Source organism: Paraburkholderia sp. Tr-20389 (assembly GCF_017104565.1).
Taxonomy (GTDB): Bacteria; Pseudomonadota; Gammaproteobacteria; order Burkholderiales; family Burkholderiaceae; genus Paraburkholderia.
In genome coordinates, this window is record NZ_JAAGPD010000013.1 from 59,887 (window position 1) to 79,144 (window position 19,258).

General features: G+C 60.2%; 22 protein-coding genes. 9 read left to right on the forward strand and 13 right to left on the reverse strand.

Annotated elements, in window-relative coordinates:
* Positions 1-13: 13 nt before the first annotated feature.
* A complete protein-coding gene (locus G3N95_RS15060; protein ID WP_205970878.1) occupies positions 14-298 on the reverse strand; it encodes a hypothetical protein in 285 nt (94 codons plus the stop codon).
* A gap of 554 nt (positions 299-852) precedes the next feature.
* Between G3N95_RS15060 and G3N95_RS15065 the strand changes: the two genes are divergently transcribed.
* Positions 853-2,052 (forward strand): phosphoadenosine phosphosulfate reductase family protein, encoded by a 1,200-nt coding sequence (locus G3N95_RS15065; RefSeq protein WP_205970879.1) that lies wholly within the window; start codon positions 853-855, stop codon positions 2,050-2,052.
* A gap of 66 nt (positions 2,053-2,118) precedes the next feature.
* Positions 2,119-2,523 (forward strand): hypothetical protein, encoded by a 405-nt coding sequence (locus tag G3N95_RS15070; protein ID WP_205970880.1) that lies wholly within the window; start codon positions 2,119-2,121, stop codon positions 2,521-2,523.
* A 48-nt stretch (positions 2,524-2,571) separates the two neighbouring features.
* Here the strand turns inward: G3N95_RS15070 and G3N95_RS15075 are convergent, their stop codons facing one another.
* The 9 genes from G3N95_RS15075 to G3N95_RS15115 form a co-directional block, all read right to left on the reverse strand.
* Complete coding sequence (locus tag G3N95_RS15075) at positions 2,572-3,660, reverse strand: hypothetical protein (RefSeq protein ID WP_205970881.1); 1,089 nt, start codon at positions 3,658-3,660, stop codon at positions 2,572-2,574.
* Between the two features lie 105 nt (positions 3,661-3,765).
* Complete coding sequence (locus tag G3N95_RS15080; protein WP_205970882.1) at positions 3,766-4,233, reverse strand: hypothetical protein; 468 nt, start codon at positions 4,231-4,233, stop codon at positions 3,766-3,768.
* Between the two features lie 86 nt (positions 4,234-4,319).
* Positions 4,320-5,138, reverse strand: coding sequence for a PRTRC system ThiF family protein (locus G3N95_RS15085; RefSeq protein ID WP_205970883.1), 819 nt, complete (start codon positions 5,136-5,138; stop codon positions 4,320-4,322).
* Positions 5,135-5,770, reverse strand: a complete 636-nt coding sequence (locus G3N95_RS15090) for a PRTRC system protein A (protein ID WP_205970884.1) — start codon at positions 5,768-5,770, stop codon at positions 5,135-5,137. The genes G3N95_RS15085 and G3N95_RS15090 overlap by 4 nt, the downstream gene beginning before the upstream one ends.
* Positions 5,767-6,498: a PRTRC system protein B gene (locus tag G3N95_RS15095; RefSeq protein WP_205970885.1), complete on the reverse strand. Its 732-nt coding sequence runs from the start codon at positions 6,496-6,498 to the stop codon at positions 5,767-5,769. The genes G3N95_RS15090 and G3N95_RS15095 overlap by 4 nt, the downstream gene beginning before the upstream one ends.
* A 10-nt stretch (positions 6,499-6,508) precedes the next feature.
* On the reverse strand, positions 6,509-7,645 hold the full coding sequence (locus tag G3N95_RS15100) for a PRTRC system protein F (protein WP_205970886.1): 1,137 nt from the start codon (positions 7,643-7,645) through the stop codon (positions 6,509-6,511).
* Positions 7,646-7,741: 96 nt separating this feature from the next.
* Positions 7,742-7,960: a PRTRC system protein C gene (locus G3N95_RS15105; RefSeq protein WP_201657671.1), complete on the reverse strand. Its 219-nt coding sequence runs from the start codon at positions 7,958-7,960 to the stop codon at positions 7,742-7,744.
* Positions 7,961-7,969: 9 nt separating this feature from the next.
* A complete protein-coding gene (locus G3N95_RS15110) occupies positions 7,970-8,452 on the reverse strand; it encodes a PRTRC system protein E (protein WP_205970887.1) in 483 nt (160 codons plus the stop codon).
* 95 nt (positions 8,453-8,547) lie between these two features.
* Positions 8,548-10,224: a PRTRC system ParB family protein gene (locus G3N95_RS15115; protein ID WP_205970888.1), complete on the reverse strand. Its 1,677-nt coding sequence runs from the start codon at positions 10,222-10,224 to the stop codon at positions 8,548-8,550.
* Between the two features lie 297 nt (positions 10,225-10,521).
* Here G3N95_RS15115 and G3N95_RS15120 point away from each other — a divergent pair, with 297 nt between their 5' ends.
* Entirely contained in the window at positions 10,522-11,307 is a 786-nt protein-coding gene (locus G3N95_RS15120; RefSeq protein WP_205970889.1) for a TraB/GumN family protein, read from the forward strand.
* Between the two features lie 118 nt (positions 11,308-11,425).
* Here G3N95_RS15120 and G3N95_RS15125 read toward each other — a convergent pair whose 3' ends face one another.
* The 3 genes from G3N95_RS15125 to G3N95_RS15135 all read right to left on the reverse strand — a co-directional run bounded on the left by G3N95_RS15125 (position 11,426) and on the right by G3N95_RS15135 (position 15,651).
* The gene (locus G3N95_RS15125; protein WP_205970890.1) at positions 11,426-11,674 is read right to left on the reverse strand and encodes a hypothetical protein; all 249 of its coding nucleotides are present in this window, start codon (positions 11,672-11,674) and stop codon (positions 11,426-11,428) included.
* Positions 11,671-14,790 (reverse strand): SNF2-related protein, encoded by a 3,120-nt coding sequence (locus G3N95_RS15130; RefSeq protein WP_205970891.1) that lies wholly within the window; start codon positions 14,788-14,790, stop codon positions 11,671-11,673. The genes G3N95_RS15125 and G3N95_RS15130 overlap by 4 nt, the downstream gene beginning before the upstream one ends.
* A gap of 63 nt (positions 14,791-14,853) precedes the next feature.
* Positions 14,854-15,651 (reverse strand): hypothetical protein, encoded by a 798-nt coding sequence (locus G3N95_RS15135; protein ID WP_205970892.1) that lies wholly within the window; start codon positions 15,649-15,651, stop codon positions 14,854-14,856.
* Between the two features lie 591 nt (positions 15,652-16,242).
* Between G3N95_RS15135 and G3N95_RS15140 the strand changes: the two genes are divergently transcribed.
* The 6 genes from G3N95_RS15140 to G3N95_RS15165 are packed head-to-tail and all read left to right on the forward strand — an operon-like array spanning position 16,243 to position 19,234.
* Positions 16,243-16,671: a hypothetical protein gene (locus G3N95_RS15140; RefSeq protein WP_205970893.1), complete on the forward strand. Its 429-nt coding sequence runs from the start codon at positions 16,243-16,245 to the stop codon at positions 16,669-16,671.
* Positions 16,668-16,946 (forward strand): hypothetical protein, encoded by a 279-nt coding sequence (locus G3N95_RS15145; protein WP_205970894.1) that lies wholly within the window; start codon positions 16,668-16,670, stop codon positions 16,944-16,946. Before G3N95_RS15140 ends, G3N95_RS15145 begins: the two co-directional genes overlap by 4 nt.
* Positions 16,943-17,221 carry a hypothetical protein gene (locus tag G3N95_RS15150; protein WP_205970895.1) on the forward strand — a complete coding sequence of 93 codons (279 nt, stop codon included), beginning with the start codon at positions 16,943-16,945 and terminating at the stop codon, positions 17,219-17,221. Before G3N95_RS15145 ends, G3N95_RS15150 begins: the two co-directional genes overlap by 4 nt.
* 26 nt (positions 17,222-17,247) lie before the next feature.
* Positions 17,248-18,459: a DUF1173 family protein gene (locus G3N95_RS15155; RefSeq protein WP_205970896.1), complete on the forward strand. Its 1,212-nt coding sequence runs from the start codon at positions 17,248-17,250 to the stop codon at positions 18,457-18,459.
* Positions 18,460-18,517: 58 nt separating this feature from the next.
* Entirely contained in the window at positions 18,518-18,991 is a 474-nt protein-coding gene (locus G3N95_RS15160) for a hypothetical protein (protein WP_346778374.1), read from the forward strand.
* Between the two features lie 39 nt (positions 18,992-19,030).
* Positions 19,031-19,234, forward strand: a complete 204-nt coding sequence (locus G3N95_RS15165) for a hypothetical protein (protein WP_205970897.1) — start codon at positions 19,031-19,033, stop codon at positions 19,232-19,234.
* Positions 19,235-19,258 lie beyond the last annotated feature (24 nt).

Below are 19,258 nucleotides of genomic sequence, written 5' to 3' on the forward strand. Positions count from 1 at the left end.
ACGCAGACAGGGATTACGACGGCAGACGCGTGAGGTAATGCAGATCGACTCGACCGCTCTTGACGAGCTCGCGCTCGGCGTCGAACGGAATGCCGAAGTCGAACTTCACAGTGGCCGTTCCATCACTCCACAAATACAGAATGGTGGCGTCGAATTGTCTGATCGGGAGCGTTGCGACAGCCTGCGCGGAAACACGCTGCTTTTCGCGAAAGCCCCACTTCTCAGAGATCCTCGCCGGATCTGCGGAAAGTGCCAAACGGCGGGCCAGCTCTTCCGAAACAATAGCTTTCTGCAGCATGGTGCGGCTCCTTGAAAAGGGAGCCGGTCCCAGAGGGAGGTGGCTCCCAGATGGGTACATGAAATGTGACGAACGCGAAGTCCGTCGTCGAGAGAAAGCGCGATGGGAAAACCCATCGGTAAAAGAAAAGGGCCGACGCGAACGTCAGCCCTTTCGATAAACCATCCAACGAGTGAATGGGGTGGAGAGAAAAAATCGACGGACCTGGAGAGGTCGTCTGGAGGTCGATGCGCAGTAGCGCAGGGAATGAATCGAGTCTAACGGCCCTGATATGCGGCGCTGCCGCGGAATCATCCCGTTTTCGACCTGGCTTTCGTTCGCGGAGTCTTTCCAACGGACAAAAAAATGCCAGCCCGAAGGCTGGCGCGAAAAAGTTCGTAAGTGCTCGAGGGGTGGTCGTTACGAACCTGAGAGAGACTCCATTCTATGAGTACTCGATCCCTCAACTAGCGCGCAATGGCGACTGATTTGATGTCCATTGACTCCCGGCCGTACGCGCCTTGACTTTCGGCTGTAGCTGCGAAGATGAATCATCACCTTCACTTCTGCACGCCATGTCCCTTCAGATTATTGACCTCTCGGCACTTCGCCAGCGCATCGAACACAACGTCGCCCGCGTCCACCGCTTCGTGACCAGCACCCCTGACGTGGATGCTCTTCTTGATGCTAACGCGGTCGTAGCGATCGGCGTCAGTGGCGGAAAGGACAGTGTGGCCTGTGCACTCGCTGTCGCACGTCACCTCGACCTGATTGGTCATACCGGGCCACGCGTGCTAGTCCACGCCGATCTGGGTCGCGTCGAATGGAAAGACAGCGCGCCCACGTGCGAACGGCTCGCCGCCCATCTCGGTTGGGAACTGCTGACAGTACGCCGTCAAGCCGGCGACATGCTCGCGCGGTGGCAAAAGCGATGGGAGAACAACGTCACGCGTTACAGAGAACTGTCGTGCGTTCGACTGATCCTGCCATGGAGCACCCCGTCCATGCGGTTCTGCACGTCCGAATTGAAGACGGCGGTGATCACGAGCGCGCTGAAGAAACGCTACCCGCAGCACGACATCGTGAACGTGACGGGCGTTCGCCGTCAGGAAAGTTCGGCACGCAGCAAGATGCCGGTCGCAGCGCCCCTCGCCGCGCTGACCCGCCGCAATCATCGTGGCGTGACGTGGAACGCCATCATCGAATGGCCGGTGGAGGATGTCTTTGCGGAGATCGCGGATGCAGGACTGGCCCTGCACGAGGCCTACACGCGATATGGCGCGTCGCGCGTCTCGTGCGCATTCTGCATCATGAGTTCGCTCGACGACCTGCGCGCCGCTGCTGGTTGCGCAGACAACCACGACCTGTACCGGGAAATGGTTGCGATGGAGGCTGCTTCGACCTTCGCATTTCAGGGACAACGCTGGCTCGCTGACGTCGCACCAGACCTTCTTTCCCCTTCGTTGAAAGCTGACGTCGAGCGCGCCAAGCTCGCGGCCGCCGAGCGTCAGGCAATCGAAGCCGAGATACCCGCACATCTGCTTTACACGGCCGGCTGGCCGACCACGCGGCCCACTCTGGAAGAAGCCGCGCTAATCGCGAGCGTTCGTTCGCGCGTTGCGAAGCTGCTGGGCATCGACGTCGATCACACGACGGCCGCTTCTGTGCTCGCGCGCTACGACGCCCTTCTCGCCGCACGCCCGGTTTCGGACGCAACGCTGGACAGCCCCGCACTCGTCCCAGTTGCACCGCATCAGGCCGAATTCGCATTCTAAAACCCGAGCGGTGCTGGCTGGCCGCTTCTAACCCACTTCTTCCACAACCCCACGAGGAATAGCTTCATGAGTAATCGAAACGATGGAACAACAGCCGTCATCGGCTTTGTCGTATTGGCCGCTCTCGCAGTTTTGCTCGCACTCTCGCGCGCAATCGGCGCCAGCTTTTCATCGGTGTGCACTGCGGCCGTCCCGATCATCTTCGCTGCGGTCATCGCGGTTGCTGCGTGGCGCTTTCTCGAGGACTTTGGACCTGCGCTTCTCGCAGGCTTTGCCGCGATCGCGTGGCCAGCGCTTTGGCCCGTTCTCGACAGCATCGCCAACGGCGGGCGGGACACGGACACCTACTTTCGTCCGATGGACGATCCGTTCATCAATAGCGTGTGGCTGAAATGGGGCATCGAAGTCATCCTCGTCGCGTTGATCGTCCTGGCGCTTTATGTGCGCCACCGGCGCCGGCGATACTGGTAAGCAAAAAAAAACGCCGCCCCTTTCGGGTGCGGCGCTGTTCGACAGAAGTTAGACCAGTTCGAGAATCAACTGGGCCAGGTCAGTGCAGGACGTCTCGCGGACCGCCGTCGTCGACGGTGCGTCTTGGGGAACCGTCCACGTCACCTGCTGGCTCCGCAGTCCGCACAGCTTGTACATCGCGGAACCGCGCGGCTCGGCCGGCACCTCGCCAAACCGAAAAGTGAACCGCTCAGGCGCGCGTCCGTTGTCGTCTGCGATGCCGAGATAGCCGGCGAGTTCGTCAGCAACACGGCCGCAATACTCTTCGAGCCCTGCTGGCATGCGGGTGACATCGACAACTGTCTCCGCTGGCAAAGGCCCAGCGTTCACCATCAGCTCCCGATACACCGGAATCGCCGCCTTCGCGAATCCGGGCGCTTCCATCTCAAGCGGATACGCAACGTCAGTGATGAAGCTACCGATCGCCGAATACTGCCAGCCAGCGTTTTCCCAAGCCTGCCCATCGAGGGAGACAAGCCTGTGCTCGTCGTCGATCTTGTAGCACCTCACCGCGGGCATGCGATCCATTACAGACGGTGAGCGGCTCGGTAGTTTCACGTCATCATCGACAGCGACGCTTGAGCAGTCATTCACTTCGAGCACACGCCAGACGCTTAGCGGCCCGTTCTCGCCGTAGATCACTTCCAGAAGCGCAGCGTCAGCGAACAGCGACACTCCGGCTTTCCCACTCACGATCTCCTCGACACGATCACCGAGACCGGCCGCGACGAGGCTTTTGCGCACATCGTCGAGCGAGCCTTCCGGAAGCGACGCGCGGTGGGACTTTGACACGTCCAGGCGGATCGTCCGGTCCGGAAGACGGAATGGTCTGGCCAGCACGGAGCGCCACGTTCCGATGTAGTTTTCGGGCCGGATGTTGCCAGCGCGGCTTTGCAACATGCCACCCTCGCAGGAGGTCGCGTGTCGGAACACCCGTCGCATCACATCGCGATAGCGACCGAATGCGATCGCCGACCAGCGATCGTCGTGCGGATGGCAGTTTTTTTCGTACGTCCGCTCGAACAGCGCGAACATCCACTCGCCGTCGGCCGTCTGAAATGCGGCTGCCTGCTTGCCCGTCAATACGGTTGAACCCATCTGAAGCTCCGATATGAAATGCGGAGCAGCCCCCAACGGGCTGCGCCCGCTGAGGGAAGAAAAGACGAGGCCGCCACAAAGGCGGCAATGAAAAGGCGGTCCTGACTAAGACCGCGAACGCGCAGGCGTCTGTGCCGAAACCACCAGTCCATGCACCGCGACGATTACGCCGCCGTACACCACCAGCATGAGCAGACCGGCAATCCATCCGTTACCACCGAATCCGGCAAGTGCACCACTCAGGAAACAGACAGCGGTCGCAGCCTTTCCAAGCAGCCACCAACTGAGTCGTTGGCCTTGCGCCGAGAGCACATCCAGCAACGCGTCACGCCGCTTTTCCGTCGCGATGGACGCCGCGAACAGAAGCGCAGTCACCACGAGCGCCGCGGCCATCCAGAACCCGATGTGCTGGCTGGCGAACTCGCGGTGACGCAGGAACCACTGTGCGAGCGGCGACAGCACCGGAATCGACCTGTGATTCGCCGCATAGGAGACCGTAGCTCCGACGGCCACCCAAGCGGCACAGCGCATGAACAGTTTGCCGACCGGAGTCGACGGCTTTTGTTGGGTCATAGGACACCTTTGTAGAGAGATGAGGGAGATGCCCCACCGAAGCGGGGACATCCGGTATAGCGCCGCACTCTTAAACGGAGCGTGCGTCAGGCTGAGACCCTGGCCTTTGCAGGCCTTCTGGTCTTTTTCATGGGCGGCTTTGGCGCGTCATAGCCGAAGCGCGCCCACGCCGCTGGGTCAATCGGAACCGGGTTCGTTCGCCCCGTTGCGAGGTTCACGAAAACAGCCGAGAAATTGAGGCCACCGTTGCGAAACAGTGACCACAACAGGTTGAATGCCTGCACCGAGATTGCCTGGTTAATGACGAGCGACTGCTTGCGCAGCGCGTCCGCCATCGAACAGGACGGCGTATCGTCGCCCTTGTCATTCTTCGGATTCAGCAGGTCGGGAAACAGGTCGCCCACATGGGGCAGCCTGTCGTGTCGCGCCTTGCCGAACTCGCCGAGAATCACCTGGCCACGATCCGTCTCGTTGCCGCAGTCGAGGTAGTAAAGACAGTTGCCACGCTTCGCGGCCTGCACGATGGCGTGACGGGCACGCCGCGAATCAACGCAGCCAATCACGATGTCCGCGTGCAGGTTGGTACGCGAATCGACGCGCCGCGGCTCGGCAACCCAGTTCGTTCCCATCAGCAGGTTCAGGCGATTTACCAGCAACGTCGCCTTGTACTGGCCGACGTCGTTTGGATAGAAGCCTTGCCTGCCAACGTTGAACTCGGAAACCGTGTCGTCGTCGTACACCACGCATTCGATTCCGCCGGGATGACCGAGCTCGACCATCGCGTGATGCAGCCGCGCGAGCGAAGGCAGCAAGGCGCTACCCGTGCCGCCGGCACCGACCACGACAACTCTCCACGGTCCGCTCAGCATGTGCGCAGGTGTTGCATGCAATGTCTGTCGGCTCATACGACCTCCGCAGACAGCGCCGCAAGCCAGCGGGAAGGCACTTCGCGCTGGACCTCGAACCGACCCTTGACACACAGCCGCAGCGCCACAGAAGGCACGCTATGGCAATGACCAAGCACGAGCGCAAGCTTCACGTCGTGCTGATCGTCGCGGTCATCGGTTGACGAGAAAAGCGCCTTGCTACGACCGTGCGAGTGACAGTCCACCACCATCCATTCATCCGCTTCCAGCTGCGGACGCTCGTACTTCAGGTGGTCGGGGCTGTGAGACAACGAAGGAAGCGGCACCAGGCGGAACACGCCCGAAGATGCATTCCACGTAATCCACGCACCCACTTCATTGGGCAGGGCCTCGCGCGCCAAGCGCGCGAATCCGGCTACCAGCTCAGCAGGCACGGAACCACAACGAACCTCCGTTTCCACTTTCGCCTCACCGTAAGGTATAGGCGATCGCCAGCCGAATTCACCGAGCAATCGGACGAGACGAATCCACGGTCGGTTGATTTCGAGGAACACGCCGTTCGACGCAACCAGCAACCGTTCGCCCGACGCAGACATCGGCGCGACCGCTTCGCGCGTTGGCACCATCACAGATGGAAACGAGCGCTGGAGGACCTGATCGAGCGGATTCATGCTTTCACCCCGCTCTTTCCTGCTACCAGCTTGCCTGCCGTCACACCCTTCATCGGCACCAGAACATCAAGCGGAAACGACGCAAACTTGCCGTCGAGCATGTCGGTCCAGAACGCGTAGAAGCCGTTCTTGTATTCGACACGCTTGCCACCGTGATTCGGATGGGTGAAAGCCGAGTTGAAGAAGCCCTCCTCCCAGCCAGCGATCGCAGATACCTCGATACGGCCCGGGACCCTGGCCGTACCGATGCAGATCTGCCCTTCGTTCCACGTGTTGAAGTACGGCGGTTCGAATAGCGGCGTCGAAGGTTCGGGCCGTGAATCGCCCTTTACAGCGAAGACGCGGAATCCTTCAGCGCTCGCCTGAAAAACCAGCCCCGGATGATGGACGATCGCGCTGCGCTCCCCTATCTCCCTACAATTGAAGAACACGCGTCTCGCGGCCGGCGGGCACCACCATGTGACCGCGGCGGACGTGACGCCCAGCACCGTCGACGGAAGGAAATCCGCTTTGGGCGAGGCGTTCCGGTCAAGCTTCACCAGCGTCTCGACGAGAAGTCGACGGTTCAGCGGTCGCCCGGCGCCGATAACGGGCCGCCCGGTTGCACGCTCTGCCGTAATGGGGTGAACCGTCGCGTATTGAACACCGCTGCCAGCAGCCGTATAGAGCAACAGTGCTGACGACAGCTCCACATCGTGACCTGTCTGGCCAATCGAAACGTTTTTCATGAGAAAGCTCCTATGTGCTCACCACAGCCAGAAGGCGATCGAGGTGATGAAGCATGCGTAAGGCAAGGCGCCACTGCGCGTACTGCTCGCGGATGCCCTGACGTGTTTTGGAAAAGGAAATGAACCGGCTGTACTCCGACGCCTCACCAGCCTGGTACTCGTTGTTGATGTGGTCGTCGAGCATTTCACCGGTTCGCTCTGTGTGTTCAAGAACCAGCGTGCAACCCGAATAAATCGGCCTTGCGTCGTAGCCAGCCATGAAAAGCTCATGCTTGCCTGCGCGCCGCAGCAGACGATGCAGGGCAACAAGCTCCCTGCAGACGTTCGCAACCATGCCCGTCGAGACGGCGTGCAACTCCAGCAGCTCGCGTTCGGACAGTGCCGTCAGACGGGCTCGCCTCCCCCCGATTTTCGTTGGGACGCGAACCTCATCTGGACACAGCTCCGGCCTGAGGACAGAGGGCAGATAGCGACGCGACTGCTCCTCGTCGCCGTACATCTCCAGAAGCCACTCGAGCGCATCCTCGTCGGACGCGCTCTCATCGCCTGCCCAGTGCATGCAGGCCGCTTCACAGAGGAACCACCCCGGCGTACGGAAAAGCACCGTCTTGCCCGACACACGGTCAACGAGGTTGAACAGCGTGTAGAGCAGGAGCGGATGCGCTTCCCTGAGCGGTTGAGCGAGCACACCTATCTCGTGCATCCACTCGTCGGTCAGTTTCACGCCCAGATGTAGCGGCGAGTCGGGTTTGAACTCCTCCCGGTCGTACTGGTGCTGGATGACATCGTTCACAGCGTTCGTGTCGAAAAGGTCCAGTCCGAACGAGATCATCTTCGTCGGTCCTGACAACTGCCTTCTCGCCCAAGCGAAAAATGCCTGTTGGAACGCGTCGATCGGGCTTGCCGGATCGGTCACATCAGATGCGTGCAGAGGACCGTGACGAAACTGCGCGAGCACGACCGCATCAAGCGACGCGTCCGAGCGCCAGCGAAGTGTTGCTTCTGCCGGGATCTCCGCAGAGATGTCCGGCAGCGTCAGAACACAAGGGGAAGATCGATGTCGGGCAGCGGCAGTGCATGCCGGTTGCCAGGACGCGGCCGCGTCCGCAACGACGTGTCGATCAGCGAATGAAGGATCGAACAGCATTGGGAAGCCTCATCGTCGAATAAAAAAACCGCCCTCTCGGGCGGTTCCTGATTGAACCCGTTGACCGGGTCGGCAAGAGCCTTGAGCAGCGTCTGCTTACGCATACGCGCCCTTGGCGCCAGCCGCGCGGACGAACTTATAGGTTGCGATATCGCGCGACATATCCGGCCCGTCGACGGACGCGGTCGTCAGCTCGGGATACTGCGCCGAGTAGAGATCGCGAACTTCTTCGGGCGAGAACGTCGGGCCGGGGTCCGGCAATGCGACGCCGTTGTAGGAGAACTCGCGAGCAAGCTGGTTGACGGTAATCGACATGGCGGCTCCTCAGAAAAGGGTCGAAAGGTCGGTACCGTTCTCAGCCGGCGCAGCAGACGGTGCCGGAGCTCCACCCGCTACCTCATCGTTCGAGCCTTCCGGTTCGTCGGACGACGATTCACCATCATCGTCGCCGTCCACATCGCCTGAACCCGCCGACGACTTCCCTGGTGCCGATGCTCTCGCACCCTTGCCCGCCAGCGCCTTGGTCGCTTTCGTGACCTGCGCTTTCTGGGCTTCACCGAGAATCGCCGTGGTTGCCGCAACCTGTTCGGCCAGAGACGCATGCGCGCCGCTATACGCCGCCAGATGCTCGGCAAAGCCAGCGTCAAGTTCCTCAGCGCTCGCCGTCATGACGAGGGGCTGACGTAGGGCGGTTTCCTTCGTCTCACCTTCCGGCATGACGAAAACCACCATCTGATCGCCCTTCATCTTGATCGACAGCTTCAGCGTTGAGCACGCCTTCAACAGCGGTTGCAGTTCAACAAACATAGTTACCCCAGAAATAAAAAAGGACCGCCCGAGGGCAGTCCAGATAAAGGAAGAAGCGGAACAGGTCCGCTTCAGTCGATGCGCACGATGCGCGGTTAGAACTTCAAAATCTTCGGGATCTTGCCGGTGTAATCGAAGTCCTTCACGGCGAGCAGCGCCTCGATGACTTCCGCCTTAGATTTGCCAAACACCTTCTTGAACTCGTCGCCCAGTGCGGCGCGGATGCCCAGTTCGTCGGCCACCACCATCATTTCCGACTTCGTGATCAGTTCCAGAAACTCCTTGCAGAGCTTCCAGTGCCGGGTGAGATCGAGACGATGATGGCGGCACAGACCGGTCAGCTGATGGACATCCAGACCTTGAATCGCGGAGACGGCGATGCCCGTCAGGGCATGCGCAACCTTCTCGTCATCCGCGCTCACAACCGCTTCCGCTGTCTTTGCGACATCGTTCGTGGTGATCTTTTCGTCCGTCAGCTTTTCCCAGATGCCCTTCAGCGATAAGTCATCCACGCAGCGTGAGTGACCGGCCAGCGCCATCGCCAGCAGATATCGCTGCGCAAGCGCCGGACTCGAACCGACCTCGCGGCGCAGGACTTTACGCCACAATGCCACGCGATAAGTCTTGATCCGGTCCGACTCGGCAACGACCGTCGCCGGCGGATTGCTGGTCGTCGACGGTTTGGCGGAGCCAGCCTTCGCCGGTGCCTTCGCCGTCGCGCCCGCTTTCGCATCCGCCTTCGCATCGATCTTCGGTGCCGCCGCGGCCTTCGCGGCTTGCAGTTGCTTTGCCACCATCTTCATGTTGCAGACGGTGTCGAAGCACTGGCCCTTGTAGACCTTGCCGATCGAATCGGGCAGACCGCTCACCGCCGCGCCGTAGTTCTGGCACGCGTGACAAGCCTTGGCCTGCTCTTCGCCCACACCCTTCGGCCCCTCAACAGCAAGCTGGATGCGGGTGTGGTTGTCGCCAGCGCGCACGATGCGCACGACCGGATAGTCATCGCGAAGGCCTGTAGCCACAGCGTCAAGCTGTTTCTCGGTCTTCTCGTTGAAACAGGTCCGGTTCGTACAGTTGCCCGTACTGATGGACTCGCCGAACATCTCGCCCTGATTGGACGAGTTGTGCTGACATCCAGCGCAATCGGTCTTGTCGAAGATCGCTGCCGCCAACGAACAGGCAACCTGTTCGATGGTCTTCTTCACTTCGGCGACCGGTTTGCCTTCCTTGACGATGACAGGCAGCAGCTTGTCCTGCGTTTCCTTGGGAAGCGCGGCGAGCAGCTCCGCGTGACCTAGAAGGATCGTCCGCGTGGTGAGCGCCTCCAGCACGTCCGTGCTGCAGTTCATGAGCGCGAGTCGCTTGTCGAGCGTGGTACGCGTCCACCCGAAGATGCGCGCGACCTCGTCGCGATCGCCTTTGCACAGCCCGACCTGCTCGGCTGCTGCGATCGCTTCTTCTGCAGGCGACATGTCGGCGCGCTGGATGTTTTCGATGATGGCAAGCTGTTTGGCCTCGACCTCATCGATCTCCCTCACGACAACAGGGATCTCGTAATCCTCGCCGTGCGCCGCCATGGCTGCCTTGTATCTGCGGCCGCCAGCGACCAAGGCGAAACCGCCGTCAGCGAGCGTCCGAACGATAACCGGCTGGATCACACCTTTTTCGCGGACCGAAGCCGTCAGTTCCTCCATCTGCGCCGGATCGAAATACTTGCGCGGATTGACGGTGACGGTGATCTGCTTGAGAGCGAGGGTAGGTTGTTGTTGCATTGTGGGTCTCCAGAGAGGGAACCCGCCCTGTCGGGAGAGGTTCCCGAAGGGTTGAACAACATGGACCGGCCAGAACCGGTTAAGTCGATGCGTCAGCGACGCAGGTGATGACGGAACAATACCGCCGCTCTATGCGGTCACGGCTCACAAAGCTCGCGTAAACGCTGTGTCTCTTGAAGAAAATGGGGTGATATTTCGAGCTGGAACGATCAGCGGGAATCCGTTGGTTTATTCTAGACCTGCTTCCCGGGGCGGTGACGTACCGTCGCCGGAACCAACCATAAGTAAGGCGAGGATATGCTCTGGAAGATCCACGGCAGTGAAACTTTCATTTTGGGCTCGGTGCATTTGGGGGACTTCGATGTTGTCGATACGTCAAAGGTAATCAAAGCTGCGTTTGATCGTTCCGAGACGATTGTTTTTGAAGCAGACCTAGAAAGGGCAGCAGCGGTCGCGCCTGCGTTCCTCGATCTCCCGGATGGCCAAAGACTTGGTGATCTCGTTCCAGCGCCGGTCTATGAAATCACAGCGCAACATTGGGCTCGGCTTGGACTACACGGTGAGGACCTCATTCGACGAAAACCAAGCGTCGCAGCGGCGGTACTAAATTTTACACAGGCCAATCGGATGGGGTTTGTCGAGCAACACGGAGTTGATCGGCCTTTATGGGAATTGGCACTTCAGCTGGGCAAAAAGCGGGAGTATTTGGAGACGCCGGAATACCAGTTTCGAAGGATCTTCGACGGCCCGATGCATGAGCAGGTCTCCATTCTGGAGGATTTCGCGAAAAAAGATGACGCCGGACTTGCCGAACTCGTGTCCCTCATCGTTGCTTGGAAGAATGACGATCTGAACTTTCTTGACGAGTATGTGAGGGAGCGCCTCGAACGCTGGCCCGCCACGTTTAATTCGCTGATTTGTCAGCGAAACCGTGATTGGGCGCCGAAGATTGCTTCCATGGCCCGACGAGGCAAGCCGACGCTCGTCGTAATAGGAGCGCTGCATTTGGTCGGCGACCAGGGCGTGCCTAGCCTATTGACGAATGCGGGATTCGCTTTGGAAAAGTCGGAGTGGCCAACGTAAAGAAACGCCGGGCTTCCTCCGGGCATGTTCGCATCGGGATCACGCGTAAAAAAACCCGGCGCGAAGCCGGGTTTGTTCAAAAGTACTGTGCGCGCGTCCTGACGGACGCCGGTTCCACTCAATGCGAAGTCGCGGCTGCCTGCTCTTTTCGCGGGCGCGAAAGCAGGGTCGTTACAGCCCCTGAAAGCGCCCATTCGCCGAACTGCTGTTCGTGGGCCGAATGCACGAGCCGATCGAGACACAACACCTCGACGCCGTCCACCTCGACCGTGCCGAGAATGTTGGCCAGCACGGCGCGGTTCGATCCTTCCCGCTTGACCGTCACCACACCCTCGCCCACAAGAACAGACACTTTCGATTCCTTCATGCCGCCTCCTTCAGAAGTTTGCGCATGTCGCTGCCCGTGCGGTCAGAGAGCAATGCGAGATCATCAACAAAACGGTCCAGCAACGAATCCATATGCAGGAACGTCTCGTCCTCAAGCTCCGGCGTCGCCCAGTCCAGACCAGCCTGTGTGGCGTCGCGCTTGTGCGCGACCATCTGGTCCTGATACTCGTCGATGCTGCCCGGGAGATGGAAATACAGCACCTTCAACGTTCCCTTCCGGTTCCAGCGCAGCGCGCGCCGCATCGCCTGATACTCGATGCGCCACGTCCACGACCGGTCATAGAAGAGGATGTAGTCGGCATTCGGCAGGTTGTAGCCCGCGCGGCCCGACGCCTTGGTTGCCAGCAGCCCCGTCGCCAGCCCCGTCAGAAACCGCTTGTCCTTGTCGGCCACGCGGCGCTTGATCGGGATTTCGCCGTGGAAAGGCACTGACTGCACGCCGTGCGACGCAAGCTCCCGCGCAAGCAGATCCAGCACGCCCGGGTTCTCTGCGAACACGATCGCCTGCTTGCCTTCAGCAGCGATTTCACGCATGCGCGAAATGACTGCGCGCTGCTTGCTCGAGAGGCCACCGATGCGCTCGACACCTTCCATCCCGTACTGCGGATAGTTGGCAGCGAAATGCACCGCGCGAATGCGTGCGAGGATTGTGACGAGATTGCACGCTTTCCTGTCGTCTCGCGACGATCGATACCAGTCAGCAAACTCGTCAGCCGCACGCAGATACGAAGCCAGATGACCACGATCCCAGTCGACCGTTTCCACCTCGAACTCCGGTGGATCGATCCTGATGTACTTCGCGACCTCCGGTTCGGCGACGAGCCGGCGCTTGATATGCGGCGCCAGCATCGCGCGGTAGCCATGCAGATTGCCGATCTTTGGCACCTCGCGCTTCGCCCCTTCCTGCAGGCTCTCCGCAAATTGCCACGTCACCCACTCCAGCACGACGAAGTCATCGCGGAACCGGTCGACACCGCGCATCGCATACTCGACGGTGTTGATCCAGTTCTCCTCCAGATAGCCGCGCCGGTATCCATACGGCTGGGCCGCCGTTCCATCACCACCTGAAAACGCGATGAGACCGAAAGCGTCGCGCGGATAGTTTGGAATCGGACTGCCCGTCAGCACGTAGCGGCGTCGCGCGGAAAGCTGCCAGAGCGCGCGGCTCTGATCGCTCGTTGGATTGGCCAACCGCTCGCCTTCATCGGCTACCAGCAGCCCTATCCTTCGTCTCAGCCGATGAGCGTACGTGACACGCGTCGATACAGCCTTGTCGACAGGCATGCGTAACCGCTCGTACGAGATCAGGTTGAACCGTCTCAGATCGTTCAGATCAGCTGCGCAGGTGATGACTTTCACGTCATCCATGCTGATCGGGAGCGTCGCGATCTCTGTCATCATCTCGTCGATCAGACGGGACTCAACAACGATGAGACCTTGCATCACCCCTGAGAGGAGGATCAGCGCGATCGCGAGGCGCGACTTGCCACAACCCTGCTCCCACGCAATCACGCAACCCGACGGCTTCAGCAAGGTTTCGATCAGATCTTCTGTCTGGAATTCCCAGTCCAGCCACTGATCAATACCCAGCGATTTGACCATCGAACGCAACGCCGCGGCCTGTTCCGGAAAACGCACCGACAGCCCTTCGTGCACAACTTCCCAGCCTTCCGAAACGTTGTCGATCGCAAACCGCGCGTTCAGCTCGTCGACGGACAGGTAGTACGACGCGCCCTTGAGCACATAGCGGTACCGGCCGTCATCCTCGCGGTCGAAGCTGATGGTGTCTCCAGCCTTCACCAATGGACTCGCCCAGAGCGACGCATCGACCTTGTGAGTCTCGCGCGCCGTGCCGCTGACGTGCTCCGATGATCCGGCACCCGTCGTCCACGCTACATGCCGCAACGGCGTCGCCTGCCGTACGCTTCTTCTTGCGCGGCGTTCGAAGTGTTTCAGAAAACCCGGTCCGAACTGGGGTTCCCCTCCAGCACTGCGAATGCGATCGAGCAGCCTGTCGAGCGCCGCCCGCGGATCGTCCTGCATCAGGAACGTCTCGAGATCGAGCAGCCCCTGACCCGCGTATCGAAAGCCGCGCGGCAGCCGGTGGCCATCACGCGAATAGATGCGATCAACATAGACGCTGTTGAGCACCATCGCTTCGTTGAAGCCACAAGCAAAGCGGAGCCGGATGCGGCGACCATCGTGCGAGATCACCACCGACTTGTCGCCGGTGACCGGGCGCGTGATGGCTGGCACGCTGTCATCGAGTTTCTGAAAACGCAGCCGTGGTTGGCCAAAACTGCGATCCTCGAAATGCAGCTTGAGATTCGGTGCTGGAGCAGCGAGATCAGTCACGACATCGCGCACGAAGTCAGACGGACGATCCCGATACCGGTCGAACACCACCACGGCGGTTCGCACGTTCGCGCCCTCGGACCTGAATGCATCGGCCGGCAGCTCGAACAGGCCTGCCGCGCGTCTGCGCAAGCTGTCACCCTGTTCGCCCGCGATCATCGCCTCCGCCGTTGTGAGCGGTAGAAGCGCGACCACGATGTTGGCTGCGTCGAGCGCCTGATGCACCGCGTAGTCATGACTGAGCGCACTGGTATTGGCGCCATACCGGCCCCACGTCGTGCATTCCAGCGGCTTCAGATGCGGTGACTCGAGGTGAATCGAAAACGGAGGGTTGATGATGGCGATATCGAAGCTCACTGGGTGGATGTCCTCCATGCCAGCGAGCCTGAATTCACACTCGAACCCCGCGTCTTCGAACACCTTCTGGCACTGCGCGATCACGTCGATATGTACGTCGACGCCGTACACCGCGTGCCGCTCGGGATCAGCGAACTGCAGCAAGCGGCCCGATCCTACCGAGTTATCCAGAATGCGGACACGACGGTCCAGCTTCCAGCCGCTCACAAAGCTCCACATGAAGGCTGCAATCGCGTCCGGGGTGAAGAACTGCCCCAGATGCAGACGCCGCGCTGCCGCCAGCTCACCTTGATGCGCAACAGGTGCCGCCTGCGAGCCGAGACTGAAAATCGCGCGCAGCGGCGCGTACCAGTCTTCCTCAAAAGAAAACAGATCTCTCTGCATGAATTGCATCCTCAAACGAAAAGACCCGCCGAAGCGGGTCGTAAAGAGAAATGCGTGACGGGATCAGTACCGGTCGCGCGTTGCGAGATAGTCGGCGCCGAACTCGCTGATGAACAGCGAGAGGGCATCACCGACCTGATGTGAAAACTTGAACTGCCACTTTTCGTTGAACATCACGATATCGAGGCCCTGAAACGAGACCTTCTCCCGCGTCTCATACTCGTAATCGAGGAGTCGTCCGTGCGCCAGCACGGCGGCCAAGGCATCGAAACCAGCGTGAGACGCGAACGCTGCGAGACCGCGCATCAATCCGGCGACCGTCGACTGGCTGTTATAGGTCGCCTTGCGCAGACTTGAACGGAAACACGCCTCACTCCAGATCCGGCCTTCGAGCACGATTGCACTGGTCGTCCGCTTGATCTCCGAATTCGGACGAATCCCGAATCCATCGATCAGCAGCTTCGCGGCCTGAATCAAGCCGATCCGCTTGCCGGCGTCACCGCTGAATGTGCGTTCGAGGTGCGACCAGAAGGCGTCGAAATCAGGACATTTGCCCGCTCTGAGCGCACCGCGAATGTCCACCGAAGCGTTTTCGAGCTCCTTGTCTTCGTTGATCTCCAGTCGCCCGCCCGGCGGCGAAAACTGCGCGATCGCCTTGATCACCAGAACGTGCGCGAGTCGGCCGCAGAAGTCCGAAAGCTCGCGCTCGGTCTTGTAGTCGGCTCTCGACTCCGTCGCGCGGTAGACGTATTGTTCGCCGCCGCGCGGAAACAACGACTCTTCCACCGCGGCGACTTCGAGATAGGCAGCCGCTGCCTTGTTCTGTGCATCCTTGAACTGCCGAACCAGTGCTGTGTACATAGGGTATCCCTGTGGGAATGCGACGGGGACACCGCACCAGAGCGGGAGTGGTCCCGTCTGGGTTGAAGAACGTGCCGCGAGTGCGGACGTCGTATGAATGCACCGAAGTGCGGTCAGTCGATGCGCGTATGCGCGTGTGATGCGTGAACGATACTGGCTTCACAGCGAGGCAACGGGCTCGAATGACGACGTTTTCGACATGCCTCTTCTTTGCGCCCCGTGAGCGTTGTCCACAATTTCTGTGCACAAGGTTGTGGATAAGACATCTCCACCGGCACGGCGCAACGTCCCTATCTGAGGTGACTACAAATCGGTCAGCATCGACCACCGACTCCTTCAGGCGAGCGTGAGTGACACCCCATCCGGCCAAGCTTTTATTACACGTAATGGCTAATCCAGAAGAATGGTCACGGTTTTGGCATGTCTTTCAGCAGATGCAATTACGTTCAACTTTCATTTTTCGCCAAATGCGAGAGCCAGCGCAGCGAGCAAAGGCGAGCGATTTCCTGCGTCTTTTGCGCAGTCGTCCCTCTGGTTGCAGCCGGAAAATACGCATAACGCCCGCGCAAGCGGCACCGGACACCGCCATCGATGAAATTTAATCACCGCGCCACGCTATCCATCCTTGCCCTCGCCGTTGCCTCGTCGGTGGGCTCGATCGGACTCGCAGGGCTCCAGTTGAAGCCGCGGAGTGCGGCTGCCGACGTCATCACCAATACCGCGATCGTCGCGGAACTCAACGGCGTCCATGATGCCCTGAAGGATATTCCCGACACAGTGCGCAACGGCGTTCTAGCTCGGCACGGCGTCAGCTCGGAACAGGCCCTGGCTGATTCACTGGAAGCGCAGCGCAAGCACCTGGCGCAGGCCGAACAGGCACGCGCGCTGGAGTTGCGCACCAACGACAGGAGATCCGCCATTCTGCTGGTTCTCACACTTTTCAACGCGTTCGCGGCGGCACTGGGTGGAATCTCTCTATACGAAGCCTACCGGGCGAATCGTCGCCAAAGCGCGCCGTGATAGCTCCGGATGAAATCAGCAGCCTGCGGCCGTCGACGTTCTATCGCGTCCTGACGCGCGGATTTCCCCTGTCCGACGACTACTTTCCTGGCTTGCTACTTGAACGCATGTTCATCCGGCAAATCGACGCTGAAGGCATCACGTTTCTCGAATTCCAGGGCATCGGTGGCTCGCGTCTCGTCTACGACGCCGCGTCGATTGAGCGGATTGTGCCGTTAGGGCGCGCTCCACGAATGGCCGATACCCTGCGACAACCCGCCTGCGAGCAGTCATGACGATCATTCACGTGGAATTCTTCGACCATACCCTCGACCCCAAAGGCACCCGCGCTGGCGCGGAGCCGTCGATGGGTATGCCCGACAGCTGGCTCGATGCCCTCATTGGAGACGGCCACGTTGAGCAACGAGACTACGTTGCGCCCGGTGTCCTGAAAAGCATCACCGCGCGGTTTCCGACACATGCGCATCGCGAGCAGTTCACATCAGCCGTGCGTGAGGTAAGCAAGCTCGTGGGCACGCGCGCGGTCGTGCATGGCGATCGGACCTGGTAGCAGGACAACCCCACAACGGAAATGACATGGCACACATCGCGTTCGACGGCCTGACCATTCCTCTCGAAGAGATACAGGACAATCCGGCCCGATTCGCCACGCGGCTAGAACGGGCGAAAATGACCCCCGGATATGCGGTGTGCTGTTGCCGCCCGTCGATCCCCGGCAAGCCGTTGCGCCTTGTCGTGCGTCGCTACGGCGCGCTCTTTCATCTCGCGCGCTGGCCCGAAGAAGGCCATCTGCACGACCGTCACGGCTGCGCTTTCTTTGCAGAAAAAGGTCCTCTTGAAGAATCCCCCGGACGCGCACACGATGCGATCCGAAACACGCCCGCGGGCCTGAACGCGAAGCTCGATATTTCGCTATCTGTACGCACGGTCGCTACGGTGTCCCGTACGCCCAGCACCGAAACCACCCGTTCCAATACACGTCGTTCGGCACCGCTGTTGGGTTTTCTCAATCGGATCTGGATGGACTCTGGCCTCAACGAGTGGAAAGGCGGCCCCCAACGCAACTGGGGCACGTGCAACGCGCAATTACTGGCGCTGCTCGGCGAAGGAGAGATGAATGGCAAGCCGATTCAGGACGTTCTGCATGTGATGCGCCGATACGAGGAAGCTGAGCAGGCAACTTTGAAGGCCGAGCTCGACTCCTTTCTCAGCCGCATCCAGACTTCGAAAACTGGCTCTGAGCGTGGTGTCGTGATCGCCGAGGTTAAGACGATCGATCAGTCGAAGTACGGCTTTGTCGTGAAGATTCGTCAGACGTTCGAGACGTTCTACGCGTCGAAAGACCTCATCGAGACGACCGCCGCCTCCTACCGGCACGCGTGGCCGATGATCGGCAAACCCGAGGCCCGGATCGTCGCGGTGCTGTTGCTTGAGCGGACGAAGGACGGAAATCTTCGCGTGATCGATCTCGCCCTTCAACTCTGCAACAGTTCGTTCATTCCTTGCGACTCAAGCTACGAGGTCGCGATGGCCAACCGTCTGGTTGAAGAGCACCGCCGCTTCGTCAAACCGATGCGGCTGACCGACGGCGACGTCATGCTCCCTGACTTCCGCCTCATCGATACGGCGCCGGCGACGGCAATCGAAGTGTATGGCATGGAGTCGAACGACACCTACCATGCCCGAAAAGTGCAGAAGCAATCGCTCTATGCCCAAGCTGGCGAACCGTGCGTCGAATGGGTGCCGCCCGCGTCCCTCTCTGCAGTGGTCTTGCCTGCCGCGACTTGACATCACATCTTTGCCGGATACGTTTGTGCGACCGAAAGCACTTTCTGAAGGATCACAAGTGACATCCAATTCCTTTTTTCTGCAGCGCGCGATTCCGTGCGACGCAGACTGGCACGTAAGCTATCCGGCGCTCTGCATGGCAAGCTCGACCGATCCCGTCGACGAGCGGCGCAAACAGATCGTCGCTGCCGCTGCCGACGAGACGAACATTCGCATGGTGTTCTTCAGTTCGCTCGGCGCGATCCTGGACTTCCAGGCCTCGTGGGATGAACTCGATGCGACAACGCAAGGCTGGCTCGCCTTCACCACTCGCTGGAATCGCTGGTGGTTGCCCGACGTCACGGCGCTCACTGCAATCGACCGTCACGCGCACGCGCCTTGCGATGTCCGCTTTGTCAGGGGAAACGTCCCGTGCAGCCCGACCGACACGACCGCGTTCCGTCAGTATCTCGACACCATCGAATATCACTACCGGCGCGACGAATCCATCTCGAAAATCCTGTTCGCGCCTGATGCTACCGTTGCTGCTTAGGTGAGCACCGCGACCGCCCGTCCCAAAGAGATAACGATCATGAACATTACCGACGCGCGCATCCGACAGATCGAAAATGAGCAAGCGGCCCTGCCCGGCGCGACGCGAAATAACCTGACGATTCGCACTGTTCGCGCCGTTCTCGCAGAAATGGGCGTTAGCGTCAGCACAGTTGCCGATGGCTCAATCGACGAGCAGTGTGCGAAATTGAACGAGGCAGTAGCAGCGAGTGAATCGCTGTGACGGAACAAGACCGCATCGCGCTGC